At 61.4% G+C, this 17954-nt stretch carries 18 protein-coding genes; 11 read left to right on the forward strand and 7 right to left on the reverse strand.

Annotated elements, in window-relative coordinates:
- Positions 1-160 precede the first annotated feature (160 nt).
- Together BN1130_RS16000 and BN1130_RS16005 are read left to right on the forward strand one after the other, a co-directional pair.
- On the forward strand, positions 161-1147 hold the full coding sequence (locus BN1130_RS16000) for an LpxL/LpxP family acyltransferase (protein WP_042043155.1): 987 nt from the start codon (positions 161-163) through the stop codon (positions 1145-1147).
- A 162-nt stretch (positions 1148-1309) separates the two neighbouring features.
- Entirely contained in the window at positions 1310-2170 is an 861-nt protein-coding gene (locus BN1130_RS16005; protein ID WP_042043156.1) for a PA4780 family RIO1-like protein kinase, read from the forward strand.
- Between the two features lie 78 nt (positions 2171-2248).
- Here the strand turns inward: BN1130_RS16005 and BN1130_RS16010 are convergent, their stop codons facing one another.
- From BN1130_RS16010 to BN1130_RS16020, 3 genes are read right to left on the reverse strand one after another with little or no spacing between them, the layout of a single operon-like run.
- Positions 2249-2839 (reverse strand): GNAT family N-acetyltransferase, encoded by a 591-nt coding sequence (locus BN1130_RS16010; RefSeq protein WP_232302025.1) that lies wholly within the window; start codon positions 2837-2839, stop codon positions 2249-2251.
- Positions 2840-2849: 10 nt separating this feature from the next.
- Complete coding sequence (locus BN1130_RS16015) at positions 2850-3728, reverse strand: pirin family protein (RefSeq protein ID WP_042043158.1); 879 nt, start codon at positions 3726-3728, stop codon at positions 2850-2852.
- 30 nt (positions 3729-3758) lie between these two features.
- Positions 3759-4385, reverse strand: a complete 627-nt coding sequence (locus tag BN1130_RS16020) for a hypothetical protein (protein ID WP_157014055.1) — start codon at positions 4383-4385, stop codon at positions 3759-3761.
- Positions 4386-4614: 229 nt separating this feature from the next.
- On the opposite strand from BN1130_RS16020, the gene BN1130_RS16025 reads away from it, so the two are divergent.
- The 3 genes from BN1130_RS16025 to alkB all read left to right on the forward strand — a co-directional run bounded on the left by BN1130_RS16025 (position 4615) and on the right by alkB (position 8375).
- The gene (locus tag BN1130_RS16025; protein ID WP_042043266.1) at positions 4615-7008 is read left to right on the forward strand and encodes a DNA polymerase II; all 2394 of its coding nucleotides are present in this window, start codon (positions 4615-4617) and stop codon (positions 7006-7008) included.
- An 89-nt stretch (positions 7009-7097) separates the two neighbouring features.
- Positions 7098-7646, forward strand: coding sequence for a DUF3617 domain-containing protein (locus BN1130_RS16030; protein ID WP_042043162.1), 549 nt, complete (start codon positions 7098-7100; stop codon positions 7644-7646).
- A 60-nt stretch (positions 7647-7706) separates the two neighbouring features.
- The gene (gene alkB, locus BN1130_RS16035; RefSeq protein ID WP_232302027.1) at positions 7707-8375 is read left to right on the forward strand and encodes a DNA oxidative demethylase AlkB; all 669 of its coding nucleotides are present in this window, start codon (positions 7707-7709) and stop codon (positions 8373-8375) included.
- Between the two features lie 121 nt (positions 8376-8496).
- On the opposite strand, the gene pfkA is transcribed toward alkB, so the two are convergent.
- From pfkA to BN1130_RS16055, 4 genes are all read right to left on the reverse strand, one after another.
- Positions 8497-9468, reverse strand: coding sequence for a 6-phosphofructokinase (gene pfkA, locus BN1130_RS16040; RefSeq protein WP_042043164.1), 972 nt, complete (start codon positions 9466-9468; stop codon positions 8497-8499).
- A 139-nt stretch (positions 9469-9607) separates the two neighbouring features.
- Positions 9608-10363, reverse strand: coding sequence for a triose-phosphate isomerase (tpiA, locus tag BN1130_RS16045; protein ID WP_042043165.1), 756 nt, complete (start codon positions 10361-10363; stop codon positions 9608-9610).
- A gap of 135 nt (positions 10364-10498) precedes the next feature.
- On the reverse strand, positions 10499-11269 hold the full coding sequence (gene elyC / locus BN1130_RS16050; protein WP_042043167.1) for an envelope biogenesis factor ElyC: 771 nt from the start codon (positions 11267-11269) through the stop codon (positions 10499-10501).
- 115 nt (positions 11270-11384) lie between these two features.
- Positions 11385-12275, reverse strand: a complete 891-nt coding sequence (locus tag BN1130_RS16055; protein ID WP_042043169.1) for a LysR family transcriptional regulator — start codon at positions 12273-12275, stop codon at positions 11385-11387.
- Positions 12276-12372: 97 nt separating this feature from the next.
- Between BN1130_RS16055 and BN1130_RS16060 the strand changes: the two genes are divergently transcribed.
- From BN1130_RS16060 to mukE, 6 genes are all read left to right on the forward strand, one after another.
- Entirely contained in the window at positions 12373-13239 is an 867-nt protein-coding gene (locus tag BN1130_RS16060) for a pirin family protein (protein WP_042043170.1), read from the forward strand.
- 28 nt (positions 13240-13267) lie between these two features.
- Entirely contained in the window at positions 13268-13945 is a 678-nt protein-coding gene (locus BN1130_RS16065; RefSeq protein WP_042043172.1) for a hydrolase, read from the forward strand.
- A gap of 27 nt (positions 13946-13972) precedes the next feature.
- Positions 13973-14599: an isochorismate family cysteine hydrolase YcaC gene (gene ycaC / locus BN1130_RS16070; RefSeq protein WP_042043175.1), complete on the forward strand. Its 627-nt coding sequence runs from the start codon at positions 13973-13975 to the stop codon at positions 14597-14599.
- Between the two features lie 341 nt (positions 14600-14940).
- Positions 14941-15717 carry a tRNA uridine 5-oxyacetic acid(34) methyltransferase CmoM gene (cmoM, locus tag BN1130_RS16075; protein ID WP_042043267.1) on the forward strand — a complete coding sequence of 259 codons (777 nt, stop codon included), beginning with the start codon at positions 14941-14943 and terminating at the stop codon, positions 15715-15717.
- A gap of 136 nt (positions 15718-15853) precedes the next feature.
- Positions 15854-17173: a chromosome partition protein MukF gene (gene mukF / locus BN1130_RS16080; protein WP_042043177.1), complete on the forward strand. Its 1320-nt coding sequence runs from the start codon at positions 15854-15856 to the stop codon at positions 17171-17173.
- Entirely contained in the window at positions 17154-17891 is a 738-nt protein-coding gene (gene mukE, locus BN1130_RS16085) for a chromosome partition protein MukE (RefSeq protein WP_042043179.1), read from the forward strand. Before mukF ends, mukE begins: the two co-directional genes overlap by 20 nt.
- Positions 17892-17954 lie beyond the last annotated feature (63 nt).

Consider the following 17954-nt stretch of genomic DNA (forward strand, 5'->3'; position numbering starts at 1 on the left):
CTGCTAGCCAATGGCCCCTAGGGGCCATTTTTCATGGCGTGAGTCGAGAGCAAGGCTTGTCCGGAACCTGAACAGGATCTGATCCTCTCGCTGGTCAGGCTAGAAAAATACGTTGAGATAACTAAAATAACCTCCTTGTTTAGATGACAAGAGCCGAAACATGGCCCCTCAAGATCCGGTGTTCGACACCTCATTTCGCCTCGCTCTGCTTCACCCAAGGCACTGGCTCAGCTGGCTCGCCCTTGCCTTGCTGAGCCTGTTGGCCTTCTTGCCCGTCCGGCTGCGCGATGGCCTGGCCAACGGCTTGGCCCCGCTCATCTTGCGGGCCTCCGAAAAGCAAGCCTATATCGCCAATACCAACCTCGACATCTGCTTTCCGCGCCTTGATGAGGCGCAGCATCAGGCGCTGTTGCTCAAATCAGTGCGAGTCGGTCTCAAGACCTTCATGGGCTTTGGCGAGCTGACCTGGCGCAGCAACCGCTACCTGGCATCCCGGGTCCAGGTGAGCGGTTGGGAACACATTGCCGAGCAGCAGGCACAGGGGCGCCCCTTGATCCTGGTGGTGCCGCACACCTGGGCGGTGGATGTGATAGGCCGCCTGCTCACGCTGCGTGGTTTGCCGCTGTGCACCATGATGAAGAGCCCGAAGGATCCGCTGTTTGACTGGTATATCAATCGCGAGCGAGCCAAGGGCGGCCGGGTATACGAACGCAGTGTCGGCATCAAGCCCGCCATCAAGGCGATCCGCAGCGGCGACAGTTTTTTCTATTTACCGGATCAGGACCATGGCCGTGAGGCCAGCATTTTTGTACCCTTCTTCGGCCACCCCAAGGCAACCCTGCCAGCCCTGCCCAAGTTGGTGAAGCTGACCGGTGCCAAAGCTGTGCCCATCCTGGGCAGTTATGACGAGGATCAAGGCTGCTATCGCCTCGAGATAGAGCCTCCCTTCGACCCTTATCCCACCCCGGATCTGGAGGCCGATGTGTTGCGTATGAACAATATGGTGGAACAGCAGATAGACCGGCGCCCCGAACAGTACATGTGGTTTCTCAAGATTTTTGAGACCCAGCCCGATGGCGGCCGTCATCAGGGCCTGTATGAGAACGGGATCCGCCGCATTCGCCAGGGATTGCCGCCCGAGCCTTGAACCGGGTGCGCTGGCGAAAGGGGTTATACGGGGCCAGCCTTGGCTGCAATCTGAACGCGCGTCGGCGATGACGTGAGCAGCCATGCAGTCAAGCCCCCCAAAACTGACAGGAATGCACGGCACCACTGGCGCCGGGTGCGCAAATAGGGTAAAAGTTCGGCCATGAAAATACCAAATCGAATCCAGCCTCTGGTGGACGACGGCCTCGTCGACGAGGTCATCAGTCGGCTGATGAGCGGCAAAGAAGCCGACGTCTATGTGGTGCGTTGCGGCGAACACGTTCGCTGCGCGAAAGTCTATAAAGAAGCGGCCAAACGCAGCTTCAAACAGGCCGTGGTCTATCAGGAAGGGCGCAAGGTGCGCAACAGCCGTAGCCAGCGTGCGATGGAGAAAGGCTCGCGCTACGGGCGCCGCCAGCATGAAGAGGTGTGGCAGAACACCGAGGTCGACGCCCTGTTCAAGCTGGCCGCCGCCGGTGTGCGCGTGCCGACGCCCTATGTCTGCCTGGATGGTGTGCTGCTGATGGAGCTCATCACCGATGATGAGGGCAATGTTGCCCCCCGTCTCAACGACGTGGCCCTGAGCCCCGAGCAGGCGCTGGCGGACCATGACAAGGTGATAGGCTACGTGGTGCGCATGCTATGCACGGGTCTGATCCATGGGGATCTCTCCGAGTTCAACGTCCTGGTCGATGATCAGGGGCCCGTCATCATCGACTTGCCCCAGGTGATCGATGCCGCCGCCAACAACCAGGCCAAGGCCATGCTGGTGCGCGATGTGGAGAACATGCGCAACTACTACGGCATGTACGCCCCGGAGCTGCTCAAGACCCGTTATGCCCAGGAGATGTGGGCCCTCTATGAAGAGGGGGAGTTGACGCCGGAGAGTCGTCTCACGGGTCAGTTTGCCGAGAGCACCGCCATCATCGACATCGATGCCGTTCTGCACGAGATAGAGAGTGCCGAGGAGGAGGCCATGGCCCGCCAGGCCAGAGCCAAGGCCGAGCAGGAAGATGAGTACTAGCCAGTGGCTGGCTATGTCAAACAGGGCGCCTCGGGGCGCCCTGTTTGTTGATATGCGGTGATGGGGTTGCCGGGGGCGTCAGAACATATAACCCAACAGGTCGATGGGTCTGTCCGGCCAGGGCGCGTCACCGACCGCCTTGATCAATATATCGTCCAGCAGCTCCACCGCGACACCGTAATTCTTGAAGTCGTTGATCCTGAGCCAGCTGCAGTACTGGGTTATCTGCACGAAACCGTTGGCCAGATAGAGGCTGGGATCCTCGGCGATGAGAAACAGGTAGTCGAGCGCCTTGCTGCGCGCGAATACCTGCAACTCGGCCAGCATGGCACTGGCCAGCCCCTGACCGCGCAGCTGGGGGGCCACACAGAGATCGATCAGCCCCAGTATCGCCACGGGCTGATCGCCCACCGCAATCATGCGCTGATCCAGTCCGACATGGCCGACCAACTGATCTCCTTGCCACACCAGCCCCCTCAAATGAGGTCGCTGCTTGAAGTAGGATCGCGGCAGGGCATAGGTGGGAAAGCAGGTATTGCGCAGGGCCGTGATCCCCTCATGCTGATGGGGCGAGAGATCGATCTCGGCGACCAGCTCCATCAGCAAGGGGGGCTGGGCCCCGCTCACCGAACCAGGGGCGCTGGGCTGAAGGGAGAGGAGGAGTGTCATGGGCACTGGCTCAGAGCCCGGCCAGAGAGGGGGCGGTCAGTCGGGCCCCGACATAGCCTGCCACCTCGCCAAAGCGTGGATCCCCTGACTGCCAATCCTGGGCCGCGATGCGAATAGCCTCCTTGTCGAAGCTGACGAAGTTCCACCAGATCTGCAGCGGTTTTGCCAGGGGTTCGCCACCGATGAGCAGCAAGCGGGCGCCAGCACTCAGGGAGATGATCACCTCACTGGCACCTGGCGCCAGATAGGCAAGCTGCTCGGCGGCCAGCGTCTGGCCTGCCACCGTCACCTCACCGGCCAGGGCGAGCAGGCCATGCTCGAACTCGGGGGCCAGGGGCAGGGTCAGGGTGCATGGGGCGTCGGCCTGCAGATCCAGACCCAGTATGGGGGCGAAGCTGAGGGTGGGGGCCTGCCTGTCCTGATAGGTGCCAATTAGCAGGGTGAACCAAGCCCCATGCTTCTGCCAGCGTGGCAAGTCCGGGTAGTGATCGAAGCGGGGCCGGGTCGCCTGATGGGTCTCTGGCAAGGCTATCCAGAGCTGGGCGGCATGCACGCTGGGGTGGCCGGCCACCGACTCCTCGGTGTGGGCTATCCCCTGGCCTGCGGTCATCAGATTGACCTGGCCCGGGCGGATCACCTGCTCGCTGCCCAGGCTGTCGCGGTGCAATATCTCCCCCTCCAGCATCCAGGTGAAGGTCTGCAACCCAATGTGGGGATGGGGGCCGACGTTCAGTCCCGGCTCACCCGGGGCAAAGCGGGCCGGGCCTATGTGATCGAGAAAGCACCAGGGACCTATGGTGCGCCGCTCCTTGACCGGGATGGCGCGAGCGACCGGTATGCCACCCACGTCCGTGGTGCGCGAATCGATCAGTTGCAGCTTGTCTGTCATGGGTCTCTCCTTGAACGGTGGGTCATCTGATCAGCGGCGCCGGATCACCGGCATGTTCATCATGGTGGCGGGGCGAGCCATGGGCCTGGCCATCGGCTGCATGGGGCGCGTCGCCGGCAGGGTAGCGGGTCTGGTCGCAGGCAGCGTCGCCGGCCGGTTGACAGGCAGTGGCTTGTCCAGCCCCCCACCGTCCAGATTGAGTCTGCGGGCGGCCTCGGTGGCGTCTGGCAACGAGAGTCTGCCCGCATCGGCCGGGTGTATCTTGCGCAGCACCTGCTGGCGCTCGCGCAGGGTGTTCTTCTGCTCCGGGCTCAGGGCATTCCAGCGATTGGAAAAATCGGTGCGCAGCGCCTCCACATCCGGTTTGCCACGTTCACCCTGCCAATCCTGGAACTTGTTCTTGATGTCGTCACGCTTGCCCTCATCCAGATCCTGCCACCAGTGCTGGATCAAGTCGTCGAACTCGCCATCGTTATTGCAGCACCAGGGGTAGTAGCGGTCCCAATAGTAGAAGTAGTCGTCATACCACCAGGGGTAGGGGGCCGCGCCATAGTAGCTGCCATACCCCATGCCGACACTGGCGCCGGGGCTGGTATTGCTGCAACCACCCAGGCCGAGGGCGGCCAGGATGAGCATGAGGGAAGGGGAAACGCGCATGAGAGCTCCTTGTCATGGACAGGCGAGGGCGAATCGTCAGCCGGGCACAGATCCGGGTGCACAGTGGGATGGGAGCCATGCATGCTGCGCCGCAGCCCACTCAATGAGCCACTATAAGCCAAATCCCGGGCGGGGGGCAGCCCCGGCTGGCCCTGCATGCAGCAGCATTGCGAGCCACTACTGTATGAACGTACAATAGCTTATCTTCCCTTTGTCCCTTGCCTCGACCATGACTCCAGCGCTCGCTCCCACCGACGGTTTTATCCTGACTCGCCACAGCCGGGACGTGCGCGGGCGCGGCAACGGGCGCGATGGCACCGAGATCGTGTTCTGGCTATGGAGTGAGCAGGGGCCGGTGCGGCTGGTGGTGGCAGATCAGGAGCCACTCTTCTTCCTGCCCCAGGCGAAGATGGAGGAGGCAGTGACCCTGTTCAAGGGAGCCGGGGTGCGTGGCCGCTTTCGTCGTCTGCCCATGCACACCTTCGATGGGGAGGCGGTGGTTGGCTGTTATTTTTCCACCCTGAGCGCCTATCACAGGGCCATCGAGCTGCTGCTCATCCGTGGCCTGGCGCACTTCGAATCGGATATTCGCCTGCCCGAGCGTTACTTGATGGAGCGCTTCATCACGGCGGGCATGCGCTTTGGCGGCAAGACGGTCAAACGCGGTGATCACTGGTCAGTCAGCGAGGCACGCTGCGCGCCCCAGGCCGTGACACCGACCCTCTCCTGGGTCTCCCTCGATGTGGAGTGCGCCATGGACGGCGCCCTCTTCTCCATAGGGCTCTATAGCGAGCAAGATGCCCGGGTCATCATGATAGGGACGGCCCCCGATGACGCCGCGTCCTGGGAGACCCAGGTCGAGTGGGTGGCGGATGAGCCCGCGCTGCTTGGCGCCCTCGAGAGCTGGTTTGTGCGCCATGACCCGGATCTGGTGCTCGGCTGGAACGTGGTCAACTTCGACTTTCGCCTGCTGCTGCGTCGGGCCGAGCTGCACAAGCGGCGATTGCGGCTCGGCCGTGGCCGTGAACTGGCATTCTGGCGCGCCTCCCGGGGCGATCCCCAGACCGGCAGCGTCATCTTGCCGGGGCGCATGGTGCTCGACGGCATCGACACCCTCAAGAGTGCGACCTGGCAGTTTGCCAGTTACAGCCTGGATGCGGTGGCGAGCGAGCTGCTTGGCCGTGGCAAAGACATTGAAGACGTGGCGAACCGGGGTGAGAAGATCACCGAGCTGTTTCACTCCGACAAAGAGGCGCTGGCCCGCTACAACCTCGAAGATTGCAAGCTGGTGTGGGAGATAGTCGAACACTGCGCCCTGATCCCCTTTGCCATCGAGCGAGCCAATCTCACCGGGCTGGAGCTTGACCGGGTCGGCGGCTCGGTGGCGGCCTTCACCAATCTCTATCTGCCGCGCTTGCACCGCGGCGGCTATGTGGCTCCCAACCTGCCCGCCGATGGGGGGCTGGCGAGCCCCGGCGGCTATGTGATGGACTCCAAGCCCGGCCTCTATCGCCAGGTGCTGGTACTGGACTTCAAGAGCCTCTATCCCAGCATCATTCGCACCTTCTGCATCGATCCCATGGGACTGATCGAAGGGCTCAAGGCCCCCGATGACGCCATTCCCGGTTATCGCGGTGCCTTCTTCTCCCGGGACAAGCACTTCCTGCCAGATCTTATCGCCACCCTGTGGGCGGCGCGGGACAGGGCCAAGGCGGCCAATAACAAGGCGCTCTCCCAGGCCATCAAGATCATCATGAACTCCTTTTATGGGGTGCTGGGCTCGGGGGGCTGCCGCTTCTACGATCCCAGGCTGGCCTCCTCCATCACACTGCGCGGTCACAGCATCATGCAGCAGACCCGGGAGTGGATAGAGGCGCGGGGCTACAGCGTCATCTACGGGGATACCGACTCTACCTTCGTGCATCTGCCCGAAGAGATGAGTCCGGCCCAGGCGGACGAGATAGGCCGCTCACTGGCCCAGGAGATCAACCACAACTGGACCCAGTTGATCAGGGCGGAGTTTGATTTGCCCTGTCACCTCGAGATCGAATACGAGACCCACTACCGCCGTTTCCTGATGCCCACCATCCGCGGCCTGGAGAAGGGCAGCAAGAAGCGTTACGCCGGGCTGGTGGGGCAGGGGGAGTCGGAGCATCTGGTGTTCAAGGGGCTGGAGACGGTTCGCACCGACTGGACCATGCTGGCCAAGCAGTTCCAGACCCGGCTCTACGAGCTGGTGTTCCACGATGAGGATCCTTGCGACTATGTGCGCACCATGGTGGATGAGACCCGCAGCGGGCGCCACGACGAGCTGCTCATCTATCGCAAGCGCCTGCGCCAGAAGCTGGAGGAGTACCAGAAGAATGTGCCACCCCATGTGCGGGCGGCGCGCCTCGCCGATGAGGAGAACCTGCGCCGCGGCTTGCCTCAGCGTTACCAGCATCGCGGCAGCATTGCTTATCTAATGACGCTCGCAGGCCCGGAACCCCTCGAATACAGGCGCAGTGCCATCGACTATGAGCACTACATCGACAAGCAGCTCAAACCCATTGCCGATGCCATCTTGCCCTTCATCGGTGAATCTTTCGAGCGGATCTGCGGCCAGCAACTGGATCTCTTCTAACCGCTCTGCCGCCGGGCCCTGTGCCATCCTTAAGGTCCTTGAAACCGGTGCGGCGCTCAATGTGCCGCCCTTCCTACGCTGGAGGCCTTATGGCTTTGACGCTTCGAGAGGTGACCCTGGTGGCCGCCATGGTACTGAGTAGTGGGGCCCTGGCCCATACCCTGAAACCCGGTTTATGGGAAATGCAGACCAAGATGGAGGCCGGATCCGGCGAGTTGGGCCAGGCCATGGCCGCCATGCAACAACAGTTGGCGGCCCTGCCCGAGGGACAGCGCAAGATGATGGAGGAGATGTTGGCAAAGCAGGGTGTTGGCATTCAGGGCCTGGACGCCGCCGGGGTGCGAGTGCGTCACTGCCTCAGTGCGCAGATGGTGGCCCAGGATAGGCTGCCTTTCGAGAAAGGCGAGGGCTGCCAGCGTCAGTTACGCAAGCGCAGCGAGACCTTGATGCAGTTCACCTTCAGTTGCAGCGACCCCAAGGCCCAGGGGGAAGGTGAGGTGAACTTTATCAGCCCCACCGCCTATCACAGCCGCTTTAGCCTCGACATCGAACATGAGGGCAAGATGGAAAAACTCACCGGCACCAGTCAGAGCCAGTGGTTGAGCGACGACTGCGGCGATATCAAGGCGGTGGAATAAGAGGCCAGCGCAGCACTGAGCGCCTGGTTCCCAATCAGCGGCACAAACCAACGAGGAAACATGGCCAGACAGAGGACGCTGGATAACGCCATGGGCGATCTGTTCGAGCAGGAGACGCAGTCTCGCTGGCTGGCCCCCGGCGCCCTGCATCTGCCAGGGGGCCTCGATAGCCTGGGGCCTGGGTCAGCCTGGTTATTGGCCTGGATTGGGGCGGTAAGCAGCCAGGCACCCTTTCGCCACCTCAGGACGCCGGGAGGGCAGAGCATGTCGGTGGCCATGACCAATGCCGGTCCCTGTGGCTGGGTGTCGGATCGGCGTGGCTACCGCTATAGTCCCCTCGACCCCCTCAGTCAGCAGCCCTGGCCCCCCTTGCCGAGGGAGCTGCTCACCCTGGCCAGCGACGCGGCACAGGCGGCAGGTTTCGCGGATTTTGAACCCGATGCCTGCCTCATCAACCGTTACCTCCCCGGGGCGCGCATGTCCCTGCATCAGGACAGGGATGAGGCCAGTTTTGCCCATCCGATCGTCTCTGTCTCTCTGGGATTGGCCGCCGAATTTCAGCTGGGGGGGCTGACGCGAGGGGATACGGTGCAGCGGCAGAGGTTGCGCAGCGGCGATCTGCTGGTATTGGGCGGCGAGGCGCGACTGCGTTTTCATGGGGTGGCCCCCGTCAAAGCGGGCGCCGAAGGTGAGCTGCGTTTCAATCTCACCCTGAGACGGGCCCAGTGAACCTTGGAGTCTGGAGGCAGGCGAGTGGGCCGGATTGCCGGTTTGCATGAACCGCCATTGTCTGCGCAGCACACATAAAAAACCCTCCGGCTGGAGGGTTTTTTTCAGATAACGGCTGTCATCAGAACAGGGTGGTGGAGAGGTCGTACAGCTCCTGATTGAAGGGGCGCTTCAGATTCTCGATGCAGTCGATGATGTCGTGGTGCACCATCTCGTTGCCCTGGATACCGACGCAGCGGCCACCTTGACCGGCCAGCAACTGCTCAACGGCGAAGGCGCCCATGCGGCTGGACATGATGCGATCACGGGCGGTCGGCGAGCCGCCGCGCTGGATGTGACCCAGGATGGTGGCGCGGGTCTCGCGGCCCGTCATGGCTTCAATGTCCTTGGCCAGGGCGTTGACGTCGGTGACGTGCTCACAGATGGTGATGATGGCGTGCTTCTTGCCCTTGGCTTCGCCTTCCCGGATCTGGGTCAGCAGCTTCTCTTTGTCAAACGCCACTTCCGGCACTATCACGTACTCGGCGCCACCGGCCACGGCGGCCGACATGGCCAGATCGCCACAGTGGCGACCCATGATCTCGACCACAGAGATACGGTGGTGGGAGCTGCAGGTGTCGCGCAGACGGTCAATGGCATCCACCACCACGTTCAGGGCGGTATCAAAGCCGATGGTAAAATCGGTGCCGGCGATGTCGTTGTCGATGGTGCCCGGCAGACCTATGCAGGGGAAACCCTCTTCGGTCAGCTTCTTGGCGCCCATGTAGGAGCCGTCACCGCCGATCACCACCAGGGCGTCGATGCCGTGGGACTTGAGATTCTCAATCGCCTCGGCGCGTACCTTGGGATCTTTGAAGGCCGGGAAACGGGCGGAGCCCAGGAAGGTGCCGCCGCGGTTCACCACGTCGGAGACGCTGTGACGCTCGAGTTTGACGATACGATTCTGGTGCAGACCGAGGTAGCCATCATAGATGCCATAGACTTCCAGGCCATGGTGCAGACCGGCGCGCACCACGGCGCGAATGGCTGCGTTCATACCCGGTGCATCGCCACCACTGGTCAAAACACCAATACGTTTGATTTGCTTGGTCATGAGTGCCTCTGGATCTCAAGTTATCGAATGGATAAGCCTGTTTGACTATATCGGCTTTCGTATCGGCTTGTTGGTACCGCCAAGGGTTCGCCATACGAAAACCGGCAAAGGAGGGGGCCTGGGGCCCCCTCTGGGCTCATTACTTGGCAGCGCCAGCAATGATCTGGGAGAAGTCGTCCACTTTCAGGGACGCGCCACCCACCAGGCCACCGTCGATGTCCGGCTGACCGAACAGATCGCTGGCGGTCGCGCCAGTGACGGAACCACCGTACAGGATCTGTACCTTGGCAGCCACAGCGCCATCAAATCCGGCCAGGTACTGGCGGATGTGGGCGTGAACGGCCTGGGCGATTTCCGGGGTAGCAGTCTTGCCGGTGCCGATGGCCCATACCGGCTCATAGGCAACGACGGCGTTTTCGAAGGAGGCGATGCCACAACGGTCGATGACCGCTTTGAGCTGAGTCTCGACCACGTTCTTGGTCACGCCAGCTTCGAACTGCGCCAGGGTCTCACCGATGCAGAGTACGGGGATGAGGCCCGCTTTCTGGATGACTTCGTACTTGGCAGCCACCAGGTCGTCGGTCTCGGCGTGCAGGGTACGGCGCTCGCTGTGGCCGACCAGGGAGTAGGTGCAACCGAAGGCTTTGAGCATGGAGGGGGCGTTCTCGCCGGTGAAGGCGCCAGACTCGTGCAGATCGGCGTTCTGGGCACCGTAAGCAATCTTGCTGCCGGCAGTCAGCTGCTCAACTTGACCCAAAAAGATAACCGGTGGGCAGACGGCGACTTGAACGGAAGGGTGCGCGGCGGCAGCCGGGATCAGACCCTTGATCAGCGCTTCGACAGAAGCTTTGGTGCCGTTCAGTTTCCAGTTACCCATTACCAGGTGCTGTCTCATCTTTTAATACTCCTAGGCGTTTGATTGCGCGTCATTATATGAATTGAACCGAGCCCAAGATAGCTGACCCGGCGGCAAATGACGTAATTTTTTTTCCCTTTCCTGATCCAAATCAGGAAAGCTCCTCCCGACTGTTCACTCGTTGACCTGACCACGCAGCCGGGCCCAGAGCTGACCTATCCACTCGTGGATGGCCGCTTCCGAGTACATCAGGTAGCGCCCCTTGGGCAGGTAGCTATAGAGCGGCTGAGGCTGCTGGCTCTGCTTGGCGGTGTAGTCGGTGGGGGCGGGCAGCGCATTCAGGCCCTGCTGGCGATAGAGTGCCAGGGCCCGGGGCAAATGGGTGGCCGAGCTCACCAGCGCCACCCGCTTGCCCTTAAGGTGGGCACTGATGCTGACCGCCTCGTCATGGGTGTCTTTGTTGTTTTCAAACAACGTCATTCGGGATCTCGCTATCCCCAGGCTCGCCGCCATGCGGGCGTTGACCTCGGCATTGGACAGGGGATCCCCGGACACATAACCGGAGAAGATGAGCTCCGCTTCTGGGTAGGCCTGGGCCAGCCGCACCCCTTCCAGGGTGCGGGCGAGGGCTATGTTGTTCTGCCAGGAACGCTCGGGCACCGCCGGATCGCTGACATGGCCGTTGCCGAGCACCACTATGGCCTTGATGCCCGGATGTTGGCTCACGTCGAAGGGCGGATAAGTCTGCTCCAAGCCTCTGGCCAGCTCATAGCTCACCGGCCGCATCCCCATCAGGGCGATGAGCAGCAGCGAGCAGGTCGCCAGCAGCTTGCCGCTTTTTTGAAAACGGGTGAACCAGAGCAGCAAGAGAGCCAGCAGCAAGAGGGAGAGAGAGAAGGGGAGCGGCATCAGCAACTGGCCCAGCCACTTTTTGAGTTCAAACATGGAGTTCTCCAATTTTTCCTGACACAGAGGCAAGTGACGCTGAGAGTAAGGGGGGCGGGGCAAATTGCCAAATGATGCCGAACTCGCACAGGCCACAGCATGCTGGAGAGAGCGGTTATTCGAGCCACTTGCGTAGCGCCAGCGACGCCAGATCAATGAAAGCTCGCAATCTGGGAGGCATAAAACGTTGCCGTGGGTAGACGATGTGGATGGGATCCGCCTTGCCATGCCATTCGGGCAGGACAGGCACCAGTTTCCCCTCTTCGCAGGCCTGGCGACACAGGTAGGAGGGCAACAGTGCCACTCCGCCGCCCGCCTGCACCATGGTCATGATCAGGCCGACATCGTTGATCAGTGTCTGCCGGCCCAGAGAGACAGTCACACTGTTGGCGGCCCCGTCGTGGAGTACCCAGGCCTCCTTGCCCAGGGGCGTAAACTGCAGGCAGGCATGCTGCCGCAGCGTATGAGGTGCTTCTGGCACCCCGGCGCTGGCGAGGTAATCCGGGCTGGCAAACAGGGCCCAGCGCGCGATGCCCACCTGCTTGGCGATCAGGGTCGAGTCCTTGAGAGGGCCGGTACGAATGGCGACATCGACCCCCTCGGCGACCAGATCCACATAGCGGTTCATCAGCACCAGCTCCACATCGACCTTGGGCCACTGGCTGCGCATCTGCCCCAGGATGGACGACAGGATCTGGTTGCCGACATCCACCGGAGCCGTGATGCGCAGCAGCCCGCAGGGCTCTTCCCGCGCCTCGGTCACCGCCGCCTCGGCGTCAAGCACATGCACCAGGCCGGCCGAGGCGTGGTCGTAATAGATCTGTCCGGCATCGGTCAGGTGCAACCTGCGGGTGGTCCGCTGCAAGAGGGTGACGCCCAGACGCTTCTCCAGCATGGCCACCCGATGGCTGACGGTGGAGGTCGGCAAGCCCAGCAGACGCGCCGCCGCGCTGAAACTGCCCGCTTGCACGACCTTGACGAATACCACGACCTGATTGAAGTCCATCTTCCAACTCATTAGAAAGTGTTTTCTTATTTAACCATCTAGTCCGGTAAATGACTACTTTCTACACTGTCTCCATTGATTCAACGGAGGCATTGAGATGAAAGAACTGGCATTTATCAAGCGCAGCAACGAGAGGCACTGGGTCGGCGATGGCTTCCCGGTCAGGAGCATCTTCTCCTATCAGGATATCGCGGAGGAGATGTCCCCCTTCCTGCTGATGGATCATGCGGGCCCGGCCAATTTCCCGGCCACCTCCCATCAACTCGGCGTCGGCCAGCACCCTCACCGCGGGTTCGAAACCGTGACCATCGTCTATGAGGGCGGCGTCTCCCACAGAGACTCCTCGGGGGGCGGCGGCACCATAGGTCCGGGTGACGTGCAGTGGATGACGGCCGCATCCGGCCTTATCCACGAGGAGTACCACAGCCCGGCATTTGCCAGGACGGGCGGCGCCTTCGAGATGGTGCAGCTGTGGGTGAACTTGCCCGCCAAAGAGAAGATGACGGCCCCTGGCTACCAGGGCATCACCGCCGACGAGATCCCTCGGGTGGCACTGCCAGAGGGCGCAGGGGAGGCTCGCATCATCGCCGGGCAGCTCGGCGATACCCGCGGCCCTGCCCGCACCTTCACCCCGATGAACGTCTGGGACATGCGTCTGAAGGCCCATCACCGGGTGACGCTCGAACTGCCGGAAGGACACACCACGGCGCTGTTTGTGCTCAAAGGCGCCATTCGCCTCGGCAACCGCCACCCTGTCCGCACCGCCGAACTGGCAGTCATGGAGCGCCGCGGCAGCCAGCTGGTGATCGATGTCGAGGAAGATACGAAGCTGCTGCTGCTCAATGGCGCCCCCCTCGATGAACCCATCGTCGGTCACGGCCCCTTCGTGATGAACACCCAGGAAGAGATAGTGCAGGCTATCAATGACTACAACAGTGGCCGTTTCGGCCAGATAGGACGCTGAACCTCAGCCCCAACAAATGGAGAAAATCATGAGCAACCCAGCCAATTTCGACGGCGCCAGACCCGTCCTCAACCCAGATGACGTAGCTATGCTGCTGATCGACCACCAGAGCGGCCTGTTCCAGACAGTGGGCGACATGCCGATGCCGGAACTGCGCCTGCGCGCGGCCGCCCTCGCCAGCATGGCGACGCTGGCCAATATTCCGGTGATCACCACGGCATCTGTCCCGCAAGGACCGAATGGCCCGCTGATACCGGAGATCCACGAGAATGCGCCGCACGCACAGTATGTGGCGCGCAAGGGCGAGATCAACGCCTGGGACAACCCCGATTTCGTCGCGGCGGTCAACGCCACCGGCAAGAAGCAACTGATCATCGCAGGCACCATCACCAGCGTCTGCATGGCCTTCCCTGCCATCAGCGCGGTCAACGCGGGCTATCAGGTGTTTGCGGTTGTCGATGCCTCGGGCACCTACTCCAAGATGGCCCAGGAGATCACCCTGGCTCGCGTGGTTCAGGCGGGCGTGGTTCCCATGGACACTGCGGCAGTGGCTTCCGAGCTGCAAGGCAGCTGGAACCGGGCAGATGCGATGGAGTGGGCGGCTATCTACACCAAGATCTTCCCCGCCTACCAGTTGCTGATCGAGAGCTACGGCAAGGCACAAGCCGTGGCGAAAAACAACGAAGTGCTGGATTCCCAGCGCTGATACCCGCAACAACCAAGGAGAACCATCATGGCTAAACCCTACGTCAAACTCGACAAGCACAACGCGGCAGTACTGCTGGTGGATCACCAGGCAGGGCTCTCTTCGCTGGTGCGTGACATAGAGCCGGACAAGTTTCGCAACAACGTGCTGGCGCTGGCCGCGCTGGCCAAGTACTTCGAGCTGCCGACCATACTGACCACCAGTTTCGAAAACGGGCCCAACGGCCCGCTGATGACAGAGCTCAAGGAGACCTTCCCGGACGCCCCTTACATTGCCCGCCCAGGACAGATCAACGCCTGGGATAACGAGGAGTTCGTCAAGGCGGTCAAGGCTACCGGCAAGAAGCAGCTGATCATCGCCGGCATCGTCACCGAGGTGTGCGTGGCCTTCCCGACCCTGTCCGCCCTCGAGGAGGGGTACGAGGTGTTTGTCATCACCGATGCCTCGGGGACCTTCAATGAGATCACCCGTCACTCGGCCTGGGATCGGATGTCATCCGCCGGGGCGCAGCTGATGACCTGGTTTGGGGCCGCCTGTGAGCTGCACCGCGACTGGCGCAATGATGTGGAGGGCCTGGGTACCCTGTTCGCCAACCACATCCCCGACTATCGCAATCTGATCAACAGCTACACCACAGTCCAGAGCAGCAAGTAACCTGAACCAGCAACCTGAATAAGACCCCGGGCAACCGGGGTCTTCTGCTTGACGCCATCCATCATCCCTCCCGTTAAATGGCTCCCCACCGCGCTTCTCAGAGTGGTTTGCTCGCGCGAGTAGTTCTGGCATCCCCATCCAAGAGGTGCAGGGGTCGGGCTCTTGTCTGCGACAGGTCGAGCAAACCGGAGTTGCAACAAGGTGTGGTGACCCGATCCAGGCTGCCACGACACTCTTCCTTGAGTTTTCAGGCAATCCGGGATGTGACAGAATACCCCTCTTTTTTTCGTATGGCCCATCCCAGAGTGGCCCATGCCTGTATCGACAAGGCTGAGTTTGTCTTGAAGCAAGATCAGAGTTTTGACGGCCGCGCCGACAAGTTTGCCCGCAACATTTATGACTCCAGCAAGGGGCGCATTCGCACCACTGTGGTGTGGAGCGACATCGAAGCCTGCCTGGCCCGACTCGGCAATCGGCCCTTGCGCATTCTGGATGCCGGTGGCGGCTTCGGTTATTTCGCCCAGAAGCTGGCGGCCATGGGCCATCAGGTGGAATTGTGCGATCTCTCCGAGGAGATGCTGGCCCTGGCCCGGGTTCAGATCGCCGAGAAGGGGCTGGAAGACAGAATTCGTCTCATCCAGTGCCCCATTCAGGATCTCAAGGCCCATGTGAGCGGCAGCTTCGATCTGGTGCTCTGTCACGCCGTGTTAGAGTGGCTGGCCGAGCCACGTCAGACCCTGTTAGGTCTGTTTCCTTTCGTCCATGCAGGGGGCATACTGTCGCTGCTTTTTTACAACCGTCATGGCTTGCTGTTCCAGAGTCTGGTGGTCGGCAATTTCGACTATGTGCGCCAGGGGCTGAACAAGAAGCGTCAGACCGCCTTGACCCCCACCAATCCACAGTTGCCTGAGCAGGTCTATGACTGGATTGGGCGAGGGGGGCTCAAGATCATCGGCAAGACCGGGGTGCGAGTCATTCATGACTACATGCGCCACAAGCAGGATCAGGTCGAGAAGTTTGACGATCTGCTGGCCATGGAGCAGCACTATTGCCGCCAGGAGCCCTTCGTCGCCCTCGGCCGTTACATCCATGTGATGGCGCAAAAGCCAGCCAGTTGATGTCAGTTTTTATGCTAGCGGGATCTAGCCGCCCGGGGTCATCCACAGTGCCCCGTGGCCCATACCACAGCGAGGGAGTGCGCCATGCACCAGGTGCAGGTCGCTCCCTCGGATATAACAACGAGATGATAACGTCATGATGAGTACATCCCGTACCCTGCCGGAAACGGTGGCATGGGTCAGGCAGGAGGGATTGGCCTTGAGCCTGCCCACCGACAGGTTGGCCTTTCTGATTGCGATAAAAACCTTGTCCGAAGATGAGTCGGACTTGTCGGAAGCGGCGCTGCACGATGCCTTTGGCTATGTGAGCAACGCCTTCGGTCAGATGGATGAGACCCTGACCGGTCGCGCCAACAATGCCATCAACGATCTCATTCGCCAGCAACTGCTGTCGCGTTTCAACACCGACATGGTGGCCGGCGAGAGCCTCTATCGCCTGTCGCGCCTTGGCATGAGCATCGTCGACTTCTTCCTCGACCAGCGTCAGGTCGATAGCATCAAGCTCTCCATCCTGCTCGAACACCTGGCATCCGAGCTCGACACTGCCCGCAAGGCGGCCCTCGAACTCGATACCCGTGAACAGTGGGATGCCGAGGTGCTGCCCAGGCTGAGTTTCTCTTTGGAAGAGACCCTGGGGCGCATCGACCTGACCCAGCGCGCCATGGATGAGCAGCAGAATCAGGTCAAGAGCGAGATAGCCGCGCTGCTGACCCAGAACTGGATCGATGCCATTCACAACTGTGAAAAGCTGCTGCGCGAGACGGGCCAGACCCTGCGCGAGCTGCAAGACACCCTGGACGCCGCCGGCCACCGCCTGCAGGCGGGGCTGCTCAATATTCAAGAGGCCGCTCAGGGGAGGGACGACTTGTTCCACGTCGAGGAGCTGACCCACGCCCTGCAGGGGCGGCTCGATGTCATTACCAGCTGGGGTCAGCAGTGCATCGAGCTCTGGTCCCGCTACGACAGACATGTTCACAAGTTCATCCGCAACGCCATCGACATGGACAAGAACCGTGCCTTCAGTCAGCGACTGCGCGAATCCATCCGCAACTTCGAGCAGCACAACTTCTTGCTCAGAGTCGCCGAGGAGCCCCGTCTGCTGGAGCTGCGCGACGAAACCATCACCATCCATGACGATGATGTGACCGGTGAAGTGCCGCTCGAGATGGAGTACATGGAGATGGTGGACATCAACCAGGCGCTGGCCGAGCGCATCGAGCGCTATCTTGCCCGTTATCCCGAACAGGGCCATCAGCTGGACTTGGCCGATGTGCTGCGGGAATATCTGCTCGATTTCCCGGCCCACGCCCACTTCGACGTGGCGCGTCTTCTGATCGACCAGGCCGTGCGCCTGGGCCATGCCAGCGGTGAGCACATGCTGCACCGTCAACCCGCATGGAAACCCATTAACCAAGCTGGATCCAAGGTTCAGGCCTATGTCATTGATCAATTCTGAGTTTCCTTTGCCGCTGCGGCTCGCAGAGGCCATCGCCAACCCCTTGTTTCCGCGCATCGATACCGCCTTGCGATCGGGTCGTCACCTCAGTGCCGATGAGTTCGAACAGCACGCCATGCTGGTGGAGTTTCACGGCGAGCTGGAGAATTTCTACGGCCGCTATCAGGTCGAGCTCATCAAGGCGCCGGAAGGCTTCTTCTACCTGCGGCCACGGCCCAGTGCCGACATCGGCACCACAGTGCTCTCCGAGCTCGATATGCTGGTGGGCAAGGTGCTCTGTTATCTGTTCCTGAGCCCGGACCGCCTCGCCTCGGAGGGGGTGTTCACCATGAGCGAACTGCAGGAGGAGGTGCTGAGTCTGGCGGACGAGAAGCAGCTGCTGCGCATGGTCAACAGCCGCTCCGGTGGCACCGATCTGGACAAGAAGAAGCTGCTGGAAAAAATTCGTACCGCCATGCGCCGTCTCAAGCGTTTGGGGATGGTGAGCTCCCTGGGTAACAGCGACAAATTCCGGGTCAACGAGACCGTGTTTCGCTTCGCCGCCGATGTGCGCTCCGACGAGGATCCCCGGGCCGTGCAGCTGCGCATGATCCAGGAGGGAGAGGCCATCTTCCACGACGACGAGATGCCAAGCAGCGATTCGTTGTTCGAGGATGTCGAGGGGGATCTCGACGAAGAGCAGCTTGAGCTGGAGGTGGAAGATGATCTGCAATCCTAAATTCCGGGCTCTGACGGAGCCTGCCGGTGTGATGGTGCTTATTGGTGTGATGGAGCGTGTGGC

Source organism: Aeromonas rivuli (genome assembly GCF_000820045.1).
GTDB classification, from domain to species: Bacteria; Pseudomonadota; Gammaproteobacteria; order Enterobacterales; family Aeromonadaceae; genus Aeromonas; species Aeromonas rivuli.

Bases quoted from the DNA above. Each gene is read 5' to 3' on its own strand.
- BN1130_RS16000 (WP_042043155.1), top strand. From the start codon at position 161: ATGGCCCCTCAAGATCCGGTGTTCGACACCTCATTTCGCCTCGCTCTG.
- BN1130_RS16005 (WP_042043156.1), top strand. From the start codon at position 1,310: ATGAAAATACCAAATCGAATCCAGCCTCTGGTGGACGACGGCCTCGTC.
- BN1130_RS16010 (WP_232302025.1), bottom strand. From the start codon at position 2,839: ATGACACTCCTCCTCTCCCTTCAGCCCAGCGCCCCTGGTTCGGTGAGC.
- BN1130_RS16015 (WP_042043158.1), bottom strand. From the start codon at position 3,728: ATGACAGACAAGCTGCAACTGATCGATTCGCGCACCACGGACGTGGGT.
- BN1130_RS16020 (WP_157014055.1), bottom strand. From the start codon at position 4,385: ATGCGCGTTTCCCCTTCCCTCATGCTCATCCTGGCCGCCCTCGGCCTG.
- BN1130_RS16025 (WP_042043266.1), top strand. From the start codon at position 4,615: ATGACTCCAGCGCTCGCTCCCACCGACGGTTTTATCCTGACTCGCCAC.
- BN1130_RS16030 (WP_042043162.1), top strand. From the start codon at position 7,098: ATGGCTTTGACGCTTCGAGAGGTGACCCTGGTGGCCGCCATGGTACTG.
- alkB (WP_232302027.1), top strand. From the start codon at position 7,707: ATGGCCAGACAGAGGACGCTGGATAACGCCATGGGCGATCTGTTCGAG.
- pfkA (WP_042043164.1), bottom strand. From the start codon at position 9,468: ATGACCAAGCAAATCAAACGTATTGGTGTTTTGACCAGTGGTGGCGAT.
- tpiA (WP_042043165.1), bottom strand. From the start codon at position 10,363: ATGAGACAGCACCTGGTAATGGGTAACTGGAAACTGAACGGCACCAAA.
- elyC (WP_042043167.1), bottom strand. From the start codon at position 11,269: ATGTTTGAACTCAAAAAGTGGCTGGGCCAGTTGCTGATGCCGCTCCCC.
- BN1130_RS16055 (WP_042043169.1), bottom strand. From the start codon at position 12,275: ATGGACTTCAATCAGGTCGTGGTATTCGTCAAGGTCGTGCAAGCGGGC.
- BN1130_RS16060 (WP_042043170.1), top strand. From the start codon at position 12,373: ATGAAAGAACTGGCATTTATCAAGCGCAGCAACGAGAGGCACTGGGTC.
- BN1130_RS16065 (WP_042043172.1), top strand. From the start codon at position 13,268: ATGAGCAACCCAGCCAATTTCGACGGCGCCAGACCCGTCCTCAACCCA.
- ycaC (WP_042043175.1), top strand. From the start codon at position 13,973: ATGGCTAAACCCTACGTCAAACTCGACAAGCACAACGCGGCAGTACTG.
- mukF (WP_042043177.1), top strand. From the start codon at position 15,854: ATGATGAGTACATCCCGTACCCTGCCGGAAACGGTGGCATGGGTCAGG.
- mukE (WP_042043179.1), top strand. From the start codon at position 17,154: ATGTCATTGATCAATTCTGAGTTTCCTTTGCCGCTGCGGCTCGCAGAG.